15 protein-coding genes are annotated in these 13,679 nt (G+C 59.7%); 4 read left to right on the forward strand and 11 right to left on the reverse strand.

What is annotated here, in order from left to right; translation table 11 throughout:
• Nucleotides 1-33: 33 nt before the first annotated feature.
• From QRN50_RS12435 to QRN50_RS12455, 5 genes are all read right to left on the reverse strand, one after another.
• A complete protein-coding gene (locus QRN50_RS12435) occupies nucleotides 34-372 on the reverse strand; it encodes a hypothetical protein (protein WP_024639982.1) in 339 nt (112 codons plus the stop codon).
• On the reverse strand, nucleotides 353-742 hold the full coding sequence (locus tag QRN50_RS12440) for a hypothetical protein (RefSeq protein WP_003411734.1): 390 nt from the start codon (nucleotides 740-742) through the stop codon (nucleotides 353-355). Before QRN50_RS12440 ends, QRN50_RS12435 begins: the two co-directional genes overlap by 20 nt.
• Nucleotides 743-864: 122 nt before the next feature.
• Nucleotides 865-2,037: a cellulase family glycosylhydrolase gene (locus QRN50_RS12445; RefSeq protein WP_096127454.1), complete on the reverse strand. Its 1,173-nt coding sequence runs from the start codon at nucleotides 2,035-2,037 to the stop codon at nucleotides 865-867.
• A gap of 11 nt (nucleotides 2,038-2,048) precedes the next feature.
• The gene (locus tag QRN50_RS12450) at nucleotides 2,049-2,234 is read right to left on the reverse strand and encodes a Com family DNA-binding transcriptional regulator (RefSeq protein WP_011269119.1); all 186 of its coding nucleotides are present in this window, start codon (nucleotides 2,232-2,234) and stop codon (nucleotides 2,049-2,051) included.
• A gap of 272 nt (nucleotides 2,235-2,506) precedes the next feature.
• Nucleotides 2,507-2,950, reverse strand: a complete 444-nt coding sequence (locus QRN50_RS12455) for a hypothetical protein (RefSeq protein WP_011269120.1) — start codon at nucleotides 2,948-2,950, stop codon at nucleotides 2,507-2,509.
• 189 nt (nucleotides 2,951-3,139) lie between these two features.
• Between QRN50_RS12455 and QRN50_RS12460 the strand changes: the two genes are divergently transcribed.
• The 4 genes from QRN50_RS12460 to estP all read left to right on the forward strand — a co-directional run bounded on the left by QRN50_RS12460 (nucleotide 3,140) and on the right by estP (nucleotide 6,546).
• The gene (locus QRN50_RS12460) at nucleotides 3,140-3,751 is read left to right on the forward strand and encodes a LexA family protein (protein ID WP_024639984.1); all 612 of its coding nucleotides are present in this window, start codon (nucleotides 3,140-3,142) and stop codon (nucleotides 3,749-3,751) included.
• A gap of 154 nt (nucleotides 3,752-3,905) precedes the next feature.
• On the forward strand, nucleotides 3,906-4,154 hold the full coding sequence (locus QRN50_RS12465; protein WP_003402012.1) for a DUF1654 domain-containing protein: 249 nt from the start codon (nucleotides 3,906-3,908) through the stop codon (nucleotides 4,152-4,154).
• A gap of 121 nt (nucleotides 4,155-4,275) precedes the next feature.
• Nucleotides 4,276-4,518 (forward strand): pyocin activator PrtN family protein, encoded by a 243-nt coding sequence (locus tag QRN50_RS12470; protein ID WP_003316268.1) that lies wholly within the window; start codon nucleotides 4,276-4,278, stop codon nucleotides 4,516-4,518.
• Between the two features lie 105 nt (nucleotides 4,519-4,623).
• Nucleotides 4,624-6,546, forward strand: coding sequence for an esterase EstP (gene estP, locus QRN50_RS12475; protein WP_096127456.1), 1,923 nt, complete (start codon nucleotides 4,624-4,626; stop codon nucleotides 6,544-6,546).
• Between the two features lie 559 nt (nucleotides 6,547-7,105).
• Here the strand turns inward: estP and trpE are convergent.
• The 6 genes from trpE to QRN50_RS12505 form a co-directional block, all read right to left on the reverse strand.
• Entirely contained in the window at nucleotides 7,106-8,587 is a 1,482-nt protein-coding gene (gene trpE, locus QRN50_RS12480) for an anthranilate synthase component I (RefSeq protein WP_003402019.1), read from the reverse strand.
• Nucleotides 8,588-8,657: 70 nt separating this feature from the next.
• Nucleotides 8,658-9,476 carry a phosphoglycolate phosphatase gene (locus QRN50_RS12485; protein ID WP_024651921.1) on the reverse strand — a complete coding sequence of 273 codons (819 nt, stop codon included), beginning with the start codon at nucleotides 9,474-9,476 and terminating at the stop codon, nucleotides 8,658-8,660.
• The gene (gene rpe / locus QRN50_RS12490) at nucleotides 9,473-10,147 is read right to left on the reverse strand and encodes a ribulose-phosphate 3-epimerase (protein WP_003304938.1); all 675 of its coding nucleotides are present in this window, start codon (nucleotides 10,145-10,147) and stop codon (nucleotides 9,473-9,475) included. The genes QRN50_RS12485 and rpe overlap by 4 nt, the downstream gene beginning before the upstream one ends.
• A gap of 259 nt (nucleotides 10,148-10,406) precedes the next feature.
• Nucleotides 10,407-11,228: an ABC transporter permease gene (locus QRN50_RS12495; protein ID WP_096127036.1), complete on the reverse strand. Its 822-nt coding sequence runs from the start codon at nucleotides 11,226-11,228 to the stop codon at nucleotides 10,407-10,409.
• Between the two features lie 11 nt (nucleotides 11,229-11,239).
• Complete coding sequence (locus QRN50_RS12500) at nucleotides 11,240-12,487, reverse strand: ABC transporter permease (RefSeq protein ID WP_058823013.1); 1,248 nt, start codon at nucleotides 12,485-12,487, stop codon at nucleotides 11,240-11,242.
• 77 nt (nucleotides 12,488-12,564) lie between these two features.
• Nucleotides 12,565-13,599 carry a polyamine ABC transporter substrate-binding protein gene (locus QRN50_RS12505; protein ID WP_003394920.1) on the reverse strand — a complete coding sequence of 345 codons (1,035 nt, stop codon included), beginning with the start codon at nucleotides 13,597-13,599 and terminating at the stop codon, nucleotides 12,565-12,567.
• Nucleotides 13,600-13,679 lie beyond the last annotated feature (80 nt).

Below are 13,679 nucleotides of genomic sequence, written 5' to 3' on the forward strand. Positions count from 1 at the left end.
GTGTGTTGGAGTGATCTGACGTGATGAATGCGCCTACTGGCTTACCTTGCCCAGCGCCTCATCCGCCTTGTCCGCCGCGCGACTGGCCGCATGCGCAGCCTGGCTGGCGATGGAGGCAGCCGTCTCGACCTTGTCCGCCGCCTGCGTTGTGGTTTCGGCCAGCCTGTCCAGGCGCCGGTCACGTTTGCCCAGAGCTGCGTCATAGGCATTGCGAACCTCGGCCAGCTGCTGCGTATGCTCGGCATTGGCCGACCACTGCCCGGCCTGAAAACCGAGCATCAGGCAGCCAGCGATCAGCAGCACGGAAATCAGCCAGACCTCCAGGCGCCGCCACCAATGGCGAGCGATGAAATCAATTGCGCATCTGTGCATCGTTTGCACCTCCGAGTTGGGATCGCAGCCGGGCTATTTCGGCGCTTTGCGTAGTGACCTTGTCGGTAAGCTGAACGATGTGGCTGGTGAGGGCTTCGATCTTGCCCTCCATCCGGCCAACCGCTGCGGCGAGCTCGTTGCGCTCCTTGGCGAACTGATCAGCCCGCGCTTCAGCCTCCTTGCGCGCCTGGCGCTCGGAGTCGAGCAGTTCATTGAGGCGGCGAACCGTGCCGATGTCCGCGTTGTCCATCGCCCGGTCTGTTGCATCTCTGGAAAGAAACTTGCGCAGCCATAAAAAGCCGCCAAGCAGAATTGTGCCCGTGCCGCCCAGCCAGGTAGCTGTGCCTGGGCCTAGGTCGGTTGGGTCCATGGGTACTCCGTAACAGGCTGGTGGACTCTCAAGGCCCTCGTTGATCGAAAGCCTGAACAAACTGGAAAGAGCCCCTTGATACGGGGCTCCGTTGTCGGGTCAGAACGGAATGACTTGCACCGTCATGCCTGTGCATAACCCCACAGGGCAATGCGCTCGGCAAAGTACGGTGTGACCAGTGCGACGGTCTGCGCCTGGTTGCTGGCTTCCAGGCTCATCTTTTCGCCATCGGTGCCGGGTCCTGTAACCCACAGCGTCACTGGCACCATTTCTGCCTTCGCTTTATCGAGCAGGTTTTTCAGCGCGGTGCGACCGGCAGCCGTTGGCGGAATCCCTGTTTCACCGATAAATGCGGCCATCTTGTTAGTCTTGGCATAGGTCAGAAACGGACCCACGATTTCATCGCGCAGAACGGTCGGCGAGATCAAATCGTTGTTATTGGCGTAGGCACCGCTGGAGCTTTTATCGTAATCGCCGTAAGCGTGGGCTTCCCAGACGATTGCATTGGCCGGATCGACAATCTTCGACTGAAGGTTGGCGGAGACGGTGGCCCAGTTTCTGGCGCTTGCAAACTCCAGCCCACAAATGAACACCGGCTTTTTCGAGCTGTTGCGCAACGCCTGCAGCAGGGTATTCATCGTGCTGATGTACAGCGCTTCAAGATCAGGCAACGTAATGTAGTCTTTGGCACCTACCGTGGTATTCGAATACGGCTCGTTACCCAACCCCCAGCCCAGCACCATCGGATCGTCGCATTCAGTGACCAGCTTCTGGTGGAAGTTGGCCAGGTGAACGGCGCTCCAGAAAGTGCCGTTGACACCGTTCCCGTCCTTGATCAATACCGATTCGGTTGCCTTCCAGCCATTCTGATTACCGGCCTCTGCGGCAGGAAGAATGCGTCCGGTCAGCGTCCCGTTTGCATCTGTTTCGTAGCGATGCAACCGCATGTAGTGGTGCGGATCAGGAATGATTCTGGCCTCGCCGTTGGAGTCATCGCGAATCCAGCCAAGCATTTCTTTCCAGCGCTTCACAAAATCGGTGTTCAGGTTCGCCCCTTGGCCTGGCAGACCGTCCAGAGTCGACAGCTGAATGGCGCGCTGAAGTTCGAACGGAAACCGGATCAGACGCACGCCCCGGTTCTTGACCCAGGTCGTGATGGTTCCACGATTGGGCCACTGGTAATGAGTCCCGGCCTCGCCCGGCACGATCTGTCCGGCGTTCGCCACCGAACCCAGGTTGATACCTACCAGCGGAATATTCTTCAGCTGGCTGACAGCAGAACTGCTATTGGACATGATTGATACCTCTAGTTGGCACCGCGAGGCAGCAGCGACGCTGCTGTACCTCTTTCGCTCAACGGCGATAACTCGAGGCTCGCGGCCTTCACATGATTCAACGTCCCGCAGCGGGAACATTTGATCTGGAGCTCTGTGTATTCACCCATGCGGGCCAGCAGTTTCTTGCACTGCCCGCATCTAAAGTTTTTCAACATCTACATTGGCCTCCATGCGCCTGGCCCAATGAAAAACCCCGCCGGAGCGGGGTTTGAGGTGGGTCGCGAGTGACCGGTTGTGGCTGTTGATCAGCCTGTTTCCGGCTGCGGCCCTGAGGCGCAAATCGCATATCGTGGGACCTTTTTACCCCCCTCCGGAAAGCCTGGGAAGGGGCAGTTTCGGGGTGGGTCGAGTTTGACCGGAGTTCAACACGAGTTCGGCCACAGCTGTGCAATCGACCCGGATAAACGGCGTGAAACCGTGTTTTCATTCACCCTTGGGCAGCCTTGTCGGCGACCGCATTGTTGCTTCTGGAAGCGCTGCGCTCAGCGAGAATCGCCAGCACTTGCTGGTGCAGCTTGTTGATCCAGTTGCGATAGGTGCGGTCTGCGCCTTCATTGATGCCCACCAGACGCATCTGCTCGCGCACCGGCAATGACTCGACATAACGCAATGTCGCCAGTTGCGCCAGTTCAGGCCCGCGGCTCTTTGCCGGGCTGCGCGACAGCTGCGCCACGGCCGCCTCGACTTCGCTGCTTATATAGTCCAGGCCGCTGCCATTACCCACCAGCGCGCGCGAGCCGGGTGTGCGACGCGGAATGTACGCGCCCCATTCCATGATCCCGGCCATCGGACTGCTCAGCCCGCCGCCCAGACCAATGCGCATGCGCTGTTCACCCCAATGCTGCATCACGGCTTCTACTTTCTCGATCATTGTGTCTCTCCTGTAGGACCTTTCTGAAAAGCTGTGCAGCGTCTTTCGCTACACAGAACCGAGGCCTTACAATACATTTTGTATTTTTATGACACAACGAAGCATTACATTATGTATATTGCTCAACACCCTACAGCCTGTATGATTCGACGCATGAACAGAAAATGGTATGAAGTCGCAAGACAGGTCATGGAAACCCAGGAAATCAGCCAGGAAGAAATGGCTGAGCGGATGGGCGTGACGCCCGGCGCGGTAGGGCATTGGCTGAACGGCAAGCGTGAACCGAAGATCGAGGTCATCAATCGATTTCTGACCGAGCTCGGCCTGCCGATTCTCACCACCTCCATCCCGGCCAGCGAACCCGGCATGCACAACGTGGAGCCCACGGTGCAGCCTTCGCGTTTCTATCGCTATCCGGTCATCAGCTGGGTCGAGGCCGGTGGCTGGAGTGAGGCCGTCGAGCCCTACCCTGCCGGCTATTCGGACACTTTCGAGATCAGCGACTATAAAGCCAAGGGCAGAGCTTTCTGGCTGGTAGTGCGTGGCGACTCGATGACCGCGCCCGCAGGGCAGAGCATTCCCGAAGGCATGTTGATTCTGGTCGACACCGGAATCGAGCCCACTGCCGGCAAGCTGGTCATCGCCAAACTGCCGGAAAGCAACGAGGCCACCTTCAAAAAGCTGGTCGAAGACGCCGGACGCTATTTTCTCAAGCCGCTGAACCCCGCCTACCCGACCCTTGCGGTGACCGAGGAGTGCAAACTGATCGGCGTCATCAGGCAGATGACCATGCGCCTCTGAATCCCGGCACGCCCCGCCCAAGCCCCGATAATCGGGGCTTTTTCATGCGCCACTGTTTCAGTCCGGGCAGGTGTCCGTGTAGGAAACATTTGTAGCTTGCGTGAGAAACACCCCTCAATTACTGTATGCACATACAGTAAAAAGGAGTTCACTCATGCTCAAGCAGTTCCCCGACACCTCGCAACATGACGCTTATCTGGCCCTGGCACAGCGGATTCAGGACGCTATCACCAGTGACAAGGCCCAGATCGAGCATCAGGTCCTGCTGATCAGAGAGCCTGGCGAGTCGGTGGCCCACTGGGAGCGCATCATGGATCAGATCAGCGAGGCCGACGGCATCAACGTAACCCGCAGCTCTGAAAACGGCACTGCCCACGTGTCCTGGTACATCGATTCCCTGTGATGCGAACTATACAGATCGTATTTAAAATACAAACTGTATTGTCACGACGCGCTACATATCGTATTGTTTGTCTGCACCCCATTTCGGGAGTACTCACATGCAAACCACAGGGAGTCATGGAATGAACGAAATACTGGATCAACTCCGCAAAGAATTCGCCACGCCGTGCCCTTCGCTGAGCGCCGTCAGAGAGCGTTATTTTTCGCACCTGTCGAACGACAGGAATCTGCTGCGCAAGATCAACGCAGGGCGCATCGACTTGAAGGTCAGCCGTACAGGCGGCAGTCGTCAGGGCCACCCCTTCGTGTACCTGCACGACCTGGCCAACTACCTGAGCGCCATCGTGACCAACAGGGCCGCCTGAGGTCAAAAAAGCACCGCCGCAGCGCGATAATGTTCATCGAACTTTGCAGTCATGAAAAATCTTGCTACGTTTCCGGTACAAAACAAAAACAATCGGGATCCGTTCATGACCAAGACATCGAGGCGCTGGCCCTTCGCGGCCTGCCTGTTATCGCTTGCCTGCGGCACCGCTGCTGCCGCGCCCTATTCGACCATGGTGGTGTTCGGCGACAGCCTGGCCGATGCCGGGCAGTTTCCCGACACCGCCGGGCCCAGGGGCTCTACGCTTCGGTTCACCAATCGGGTCGGCCCCACTTATCAGGACGGCAGTGGAGAGGTGTTCAATCTGAACTCGTCGACGCTGATCGGCAGGATGCTCGGTGTGCAGGCAGGAGATCTGGCGGCTTCCACGTCGCCGGTCAATGCTGCGCTGGGCGCACCCGATGGCAATAACTGGGCAGTCGGCGGCTATCGGACCGACCAGATTCTTGACTCGATCAACTCGCAATCCACCGTCGTCGACCCGAACACCGGCACATTGCTGCGCAGCCGGACCGGTTATCTGCCCGCCAACGGTTTTCGCGCCGACCCCAACGCGCTTTATTACCTGACCGGAGGCGGCAACGACTTCCTGCAGGGTCGTGTGTTGAGTGCCAGCAGCGCCGCGCAAGCTGCCAATCAGCTGGCTGACAGCGCGCAAGCCCTGCAACAGGCCGGTGCGCGCTACATCATGGTCTGGTTGCTGCCGGATATCGGTAAAACGCCAGCCTTGAGCGGTTCGCCACTGGCTTCGGCAACTTCCGCACTCAGCGCGGGCTTCAATCAGCAGTTAGTCAGCCGACTGGCGCAGATCAATGCCCAGATCATTCCGCTGAATGTTCCATTGCTGATCAATGAAGTCCTCGCCGAACCGGCACGCTTCGGGTTCGATCCCAACGAGAATCTGGTCAGTACCTGTTTCAGCGGCAATAGCTGCCGGAAAAGCACCACCAACGGCCGGTCCAGTGCGACGCCGAATCCAAACCGGCTGTTCTTCAACGATCGCGTGCATCCGACCGAGGCCGGGCAGAGGTTGCTGGCCGACTACGCCTACTCGCTGCTTTCGGCCCCCTGGGAAATCTCCCTGCTGCCGGAAATGGCCAATGGCACGCTGCGCATGCATCAGGACGAGATCCGCGCCCAGTGGCTCAGCGACTGGGGCAACTGGCAAGGCATAGGACAGTGGCAGAGCATGCTTTCGGCAGGCGGTCAGAAAATGGACTTCGACGCGCAGGACAGTTCGGCTGATGCTGACGGAAGAGGCTATAACCTGACCATCGGCGGCAGCTACCGATTTGCCGAAAACTGGCGCACTGGGGTTGTCGCCGGGGCGTATCGCCAGAATCTTGAGGCAGGGCCAAGGGATTCGGACTACAAACTCAACAGCTACATCGCCACTGCGTTCCTGCAGTATCAGGCCAACCACTGGTGGGGTGATCTGGCGGTGTCGGGCGGCAAACTGGACTACGAAAATGCCGAGCGCAAGTTCGCGCTGGGCGTCAGCGAAGGTCAGGAAAAAGGCGATACCGACGGCGAAATGTGGGCTGTCAGCGGGCGGGTCGGTTTCGACATCGCGGGCCCGACCAGTCGCTGGCATCTGTCGCCGTTCGTCAGCGCCGATTACGCGCACATCGATGTCGACCGCTACTCGGAAAAAGGCGACCGCTCGACCGCGCTGACCTTCAGTGACCAGACGCGCAAATCGCGGCGTGCTGGCGCGGGTGTGCAGGGCAAATTCCAAGTGACACCGAGCACACAGGTATGGGGCGAAGTGGCCCATGAAAGGGAATTCGAGACCGATCAGCAGGACGTGACCATGGCGCTCAACAGCGTCCAGTCAGTCGGTTTCACGCTGCAAGGCTACACACCGCAACGCGACCTGAACCGGGCCACGCTGGGTGTCAGCCAGAAGCTGACTCAGGACCTGACACTGCGCGGCAATTACAACTGGCGCAAGAACGACGACGTGACCCAGCAAGGGGTGAATGTTGCGTTGAGTCTGAGTTTCTAGACTGCCCGCAGGAGGGAGCGTGAGGAACGATAATCTGACTATCGTGCCCATGCTCCGCGTGGGCATGCCGTTCTGGACGCTTCGCGTCCTGTCCTGAGAACTGCGGCGCGGCGCAGATCTGTGACGCGGAGCGTCACCCGCGGCATTCCCACGCTGGAGCGTGAGGAACGATAGCTCTCCAACTACCGTTCATTACCAGAGCAGCAAGCCTGACTATCGTGCGACGCTCTGGACGCTCCGCGTCCTGTCCTGAGAACTGCGGCGCGGCGCAAATCTGTGACGCGGAGCGTCACCCACGGCATTCCCACGCTGGAGCGTGAGGAACGATAGCTCTTCAACTACCGTTCATTACCAGAGCAGCAAGCCTGACTATCGTGCGACGCTCCGCGTCGCATGCCGTTCTGGACGCTCCGCGTCCTGTCCTGACTCTGCGGCGCGGCGCAGATCTGTGACGCGGAGCGTCACCCATGGCATTCCCACGCTGGAGCGTGAGGAACGATAATCTCAAGTATCGCGGGATGCTCTGCGTCCGCTTTGAGACGCAGAGCATCCCGCCTGCTCAACCCTCGGCAGGCTGCGAGGCCAGGGCTACGGCGCGGAACATGGCGCGGCGTTTGTTCAGGGTTTCTTCCCATTCCAGCACTGGCACGGAGTCGGCGACAATGCCGCCACCGGCCTGTACATGCAGCTCACCATCCTTGATCACCGCAGTCCGAATCGCAATCGCCGTGTCCATGTTGCCGTTCCAGGCCAGGTAACCGACTGCGCCGCCGTAGACGCCGCGTTTGACCGGCTCCAACTCGTCGATGATTTCCATGGCGCGGATCTTCGGCGCCCCGGACAGGGTGCCCGCCGGCAGAATCGCGCGCAGCGCGTCCATCGCGCTCAACCCGCTTTTCAACTGGCCTGTGACGTTGGATACGATGTGCATGACGTTGGAATAACGCTCGATGACCATTTTCTCGGTCAGTTTGACCGTGCCAATCTCGGACACCCGACCGGTATCGTTGCGGCCGAGATCGATGAGCATCAAGTGCTCGGCGATTTCCTTGTGATCGGAGAGCAGGTCTTCTTCCAGCGCGCGATCCGCCTCTTCGGTGGCGCCGCGAGGACGAGTACCGGCGATCGGACGCACAGTGATCAGATTGTCCTCGACCCGCACCAGCACTTCCGGCGAACTGCCGACGACATGGAAGTCGCCGAAGTTGAAGAAATACATATAAGGCGTCGGGTTGAAGCAGCGCAGCGCCCGATACAGATCGATCGGCGCGGCGCTGAAATCGATGGACATGCGCTGCGACGGTACAACCTGCATCACGTCGCCGGCGAGGATGTACTGCTTGATCGTATCGACCGCCGCCTCGTAATCGTCCTGGGTAAAGCTGGAACGAAACACCGGGTCGGCCGCCGGCGGCCGGTCCAGATCAAGGCCGCGGCGCGGCGTGATCGGCTGACGCAGCTTGTGCATCAGTTCATCGAGCTGTGCAACACCACTCGCGTAAGCGTCCTGTTGCGCCGGATCGATCAGCACGATGGCGTGCATCTTGCCCGCCAGGTTGTCGAACACCACGACCGCGTCAGACACCATCAGCAGGATATCCGGCACGCCCAGCGGGTCAGGGTTCGGACAGTTGGCCAGACGCTTCTCGACATAGCGCACACAGTCGTAGCCAAAGTAGCCCACCAGCCCGCCGTTGAAGCGTGGCAGCCCGGCAATGGTCGGCACGTTGTAACGCGCCTTGAAGGTTTCGACGAAGTCCAGCGGGTCTTCGACATCCAGGCTTTCGATCTCGACGCCATCATGGGTCACGCTGACGTGATGACCGTGCACACGCATCACGGTGCGGCATGGCAGACCGATGATCGAATAACGCCCCCACTTCTCGCCGCCCTGCACCGACTCCAGCAGATAGGAGTTGGGCTGATCGGCAAGCTTGAGGTAGATCGACAGCGGCGTGTCGAAGTCGGCCAGGGTTTCGCGGGCAAGCGGGATGCGGTTGTAGCCTTCGGCGGCCAAACGCAGGAATTCTTCACGGTTCATGAGCAACCTCGTGGTTTGAGGACAAAACGGTCAGTAAGGCAAACGTGCCGGCAGGCCGGCCAGGATCAGGTCAGGCGCGCCAACGCCAGCGGGCCAGGGCCTTGATGACTTTCATCCAGAGTTTGCGAGTGACCACCACGATGGATTCTCTTGAGGAGGGACGTTTGATGTCGGGCAACAGTATCTCAGCGTCCATGTCCAGGCAACCGGGAATCAGTTTGCGCAGATCATCGATGACCATCGCCGGGTTTTCCTCGGCAATCGGTCGCCCGTGGTTGTAGCCATAGCTCAACGCGACGCAGGCCACACCGGCAGCCTTGGCAGCCTGCACGTCACTGCGCGAGTCGCCGACGAACAGCGATTGCGAGGCAGGGGCACCAGCCATTTTCATCACGAAGAACAGTGCAGCAGGATCAGGCTTTTTCTGCGGCATGGTGTCACCGCCGACGATCCAGCGAAAGAAACGCCCCAGCTTCATCTCGTCCAGCAGCGGCGCGACGAAGCGCTCCGGCTTGTTGGTGATGAGCGCCATTTCGACACCCATTTTCTGCAGCCACTTGAGGGTTTCGCGCACGCCGGGGTAGACCACGGTGAATTTATGCTTTTGTGCATAAGCGCGCATGAAGATTTCCAGGCCCTGCTCGGCCAGGGCGTCATCGACTCCACTGTGGTCGAGGTTGTTGGCCAGCGCGCGGCGTACCAGCACCGGCGCACCGTTGCCCACCCAGGCCCGCACCGATTCCAGCCCGGCGATCGGACGCCCCAGTTCAGAGAGCATGGTGTCCACCGCCACGGCCAGATCGGGCACCGAGTCCACCAGGGTGCCGTCCAGGTCGAACATGATCAGCTTGGGAAGCTTGCCTGCAAACAACTGCTCGAAGCCGCTCATGCGCGGGATGACGCCAGTTCTGTGCGCATCTTTTCGATCACTTCGCGGTAGTCCGGCGCATTGAAAATGGCTGAACCGGCGACGAAGGTATCAGCACCTGCCGCTGCGATTTCGCGGATATTGTTGACGTTCACGCCGCCGTCGATTTCCAGGCGGATGTCGCGTCCGGAAGCATCGATCAGGGCGCGCGCTTCACGCAGCTTGTTGAGCGTACCGGGAATGAACTTCTGCCCGCCGAAACCGGGGTTGACGCTCATGAGCAGGATCATGTCGACCTTGTCCATGACGTATTCGAGCAGGTTCAACGGCGTGGCCGGGTTGAACACCAGGCCCGCCTTGCAGCCACCCTCGCGGATCAACTGCAGCGAACGGTCGATGTGCTGGGTCGCTTCCGGGTGAAAGGTGATGTAGGTGGCACCGGCCTCGATGAAGTCGCCGATGATGCGATCCACCGGGCTGACCATCAGGTGCACGTCAATCGGTGCAGTGACGCCATATTTGCGCAGCGCGCTGCACACCATCGGACCAATGGTCAGGTTCGGGACGTAGTGATTGTCCATGACATCGAAGTGGACAAAGTCGGCGCCGCTGGACAGCACGTTGTCGACTTCCTCACCCAGACGGGCGAAGTCAGCGGAAAGAATCGATGGGGCAATAACGAAGGGCTGCATGACGCACCTGTTTGAGCAGAATCACGGTGCGCGGATTGTACGCCAAGCTTCGCCCGGAGCGGTAAGCTTCGAGCCTCAAGCCTCAAGCCTCAAGCCTCAAGCCTCAAGCCTCAAGCCTCAAGCTTCAAGCTTCAAGCTTCAAGCTTCAAGCATTTTGATTTGCTTCTGCTTTTAGCTTGTAGCTTGTAGCTTGTAGCTTGCAGCTTGCAGCTTGCAGCTTGCAGCTTGCAGCTTGCAGCTTGCAGCTTGCAGCTTGCAGTCACTGCGCCGTTCTGAGTTTTTCACTGCGCCCGCGTAACCATTCGAGCACCAGCAGCAAGACCACCGAAAAGCCGATCAGCAGGGTCGCAGCGGCGGCGATGGTCGGGCTGAGGTTTTCGCGAATGCCGCTGAACATCTGCCGAGGCAGGGTCGCCTGTTCCGGCCCGGCGAGGAACAGCGTGACCACCACTTCGTCGAACGAGGTCGCGAAGGCGAACAGCGCGCCGGAAATCACCCCCGGCGCAATCAGCGGCAGCGTCACGCGCCGGAACGCGGTCAGCGGCGATGCACCGAGGCTGGCAGCAGCGCGCACCAGGTTGTGATTGAAGCCCTGCAAAGTAGCCGACACCGTGATGATCACGAACGGCACGCCCAGCACCGCATGGACCAGAATCAGCGAGGTGTAGCTATTGCCCAGGCCCAGTGGCGCGAAGAACAGGTAGCTGGCGACGCCGACGATCACCACCGGCACCACCATCGGCGAAATCACCAGGGCCATGACCAGCGCCTTGCCGGGGAAGTTGCCGCGGGTCAGGCCGATCGCCGCCAGCGTGCCGAAGCCCATCGCCAGCAGGGTCGCAGCCGGGGCGACGATCATGCTGTTCTTCAGCGCGCGCATCCACTCGGCAGAGTTGAAGAAGTCCTGATACCACTGCAACGAGAAGCCTTGCAGCGGATAGACCAGAAAGCTGCCGGAGTTGAATGACAGCGGCACGATGACCAGTATCGGCAGCACAAGAAACAGCAGCACCAGCGTGCAGATGATGCGCAAGGTGTAATACCAGAGGCGCTCGATCGGCGATGTGTATGGGTTCAGCATGGTCACGCTCCTTAGCTCAGACGCAGGCGGCTGGCGCCGACCAGCCAGCTATAAATCAGGTACAGCACGATGGTCGCCAACAGCAGCAGCCCGCCGAGCGCGGTGGCCATGCCCCAGTTGATGCTGGTGTTGGTGTAGAACGCGACGAAATAGCTGACCATCTGATCGTTCGGGCTGCCCAGCAACGCCGGGGTGATGTAGTAGCCGATCGACAGAATGAACACCAGCAGACAGCCGGCCCCGATCCCGGCGTAGGTCTGCGGGAAGTACACGCGCCAGAAGCTCGCAAACGGATGGCAGCCCAGCGAAATCGCCGCGCGCATGTAGGTCGGGGAAATGTTCTTCATCACGCTGTAGATCGGCAAGATCATGAACGGCAGCATGATGTGCACCATCGAGATGTACACCCCTACCCGGTTGAAAACCAGTTCGAGCGGCTTGTCGATGATGCCCATCGCCAGCAAGGCACTGTTGATCAGACCGCTGGACTGCAACAACACGATCCAGGCGGCCACGCGCACCAGAATCGAGGTCCAGAACGGCAGCAGCACCAGAATCATCAGCAGGTTGCTCTGCCGCGCAGGCAGGCTGGCGAGCAGATAGGCCAGCGGATAAGCCAGCACCAGACAGATCGCGGTAATCACCAGGCCCATCCAGAACGTGCGGGCGAAGATGTCCAGATAGATCGCCTGGTCCGGAGTCGCCGGGGCGATTTCGCCGAGGTCATCGATGCGATGGTCGACCGCCGCCAGCAGGTAATACGGGGTGATGCTGCTGGTATTGCGACGCACTGCCTGCCAATAGGCCGGGTCGCCCCAACGCTCGTCCAGCGCTTCGAGTGCTTCTTTATAAGAGGCCGGTTCAGTCTTGAACGGCAGCGCGCGTACGGTTTTGCTCAGCAGGCTGCGGTATCCGGCCAGTTCGATGTTCAGACGCTTGGACAGATCGCCCAGCGTGGAATTCTTGCGCGTTTCGACCAGGTCCAGGCTCATCGCTTTGTAGACCGACTCGGGCGGCAGCCCTTTACCATCCCATTTTTGCACTTCGACCACGGTGGTCGGCAGCGCCGTCACGACTTCGGGGTTGCCGACGCTCTTGTAAAGCAGCGCAGCGATGGGCACGAGAAACACCAACAACAGGAAAATCACCAACGGCGCGATCAGTGCCTGAGCCTTCCAGCGGTTGACCCGCTCGGCGCGAGCGAGACGTTGCTTCAAGTTAGGGCTGGCGCCTTCAGTCAAGGGCACGGCGATGGCCATAGCGAACTCCGGAATCTTTCAACGAGGGGGCGCTCCCCGCTTCAGGGAGCGCCCGGTTCTGACTCAACGCAAACGGATTACTTGGCAGCCCAGGCAGTGAAACGCTGCTCGAGGGATTCGCCGTTGTCGGTCCAGAACGCCACGTCCATCTGCACCTGATCCTTGATGTTCTCAGGCGTGGTCGGCATGTTCTGCAGGGTTTCCTTGTCCAGCAGCTTGACCGCCTGGGTGTTGGCCGGGCCGTAGGCGATGTTCTGCGAGTAGGTCTTCTGCTGCTCGGGGCTCAGCATGTAGGCGATGAACTTCTTCGCGGCATCGGCGTTTTTCGAACCCTTCGGGATGGCCCAGGCATCGAAGTCATAAACGCCACCGGTCCACACGACTTTGAGATTGCTTTCCTTCTGCACGGCGGCGATCCGGCCGTTGTAGGCCGAGCTCATCACCACGTCACCGGAAGCGAGGTACTGCGGCGGCTGTGCGCCAGCTTCCCACCACTGAATGTTTGGCTTGAGCTCATCCAGCTTTTTGAACGCGCGGTCCTGGCCGTCTTTGCTGGCCAATACCTTGTAGACGTCTTTCGGCGCAACGCCGTCGGCCATCAGGGCGAATTCCAGGGTGTACTTGGCGCCTTTGCGCAGGCCGCGCTTGCCCGGGAATTTCTTGGTGTCCCAGAAATCGGCCCAGCCGCTGGGTGCAGTGCTGACTTTGTCAGCGTTGTACGCCAGCACGGTGGACCAGACGAAGAAGCCGGCACCGCAGGTGGTGATGGCGCCAGGCACGAAGTCAGCGGCATTGCCCAGCTGTTTCGGGTCCAGCTCTTCGAACATGTCTTCGTCGCAACCACGCGCCAGTTCCGGCGATTCGACTTCTACCAGGTCCCAGGAAACGCTCTTGGTGTCGACCATGGTTTTGACCTTGGCCATTTCCCCGTTGTACTCACCGGCGATGATCTTGCCGTTGCCAGCCTTTTCCCAAGGCGCGTAAAAGGCTTTTTCCTGAGCGGCCTTGTTGGCACCGCCAAAGGAGATGACGGTAAGATCAGTGGCAGCCATGGCCTGCGCCGCGCACATCATGCCCAACGTGATGGCGGTGAACTTCAAAGACTTCAACATAGGTTCTTTTCTCCACGAGCAGTGTTGGTAAGCGATTGGGATGGGCGATCAGGTCGCCTCTGTTATTGCTTTTGTCGGTA

The organism is Pseudomonas sp. MEJ108 (assembly GCF_030208985.1).
GTDB lineage: Bacteria > Pseudomonadota > Gammaproteobacteria > Pseudomonadales > Pseudomonadaceae > Aquipseudomonas > Aquipseudomonas fragariae.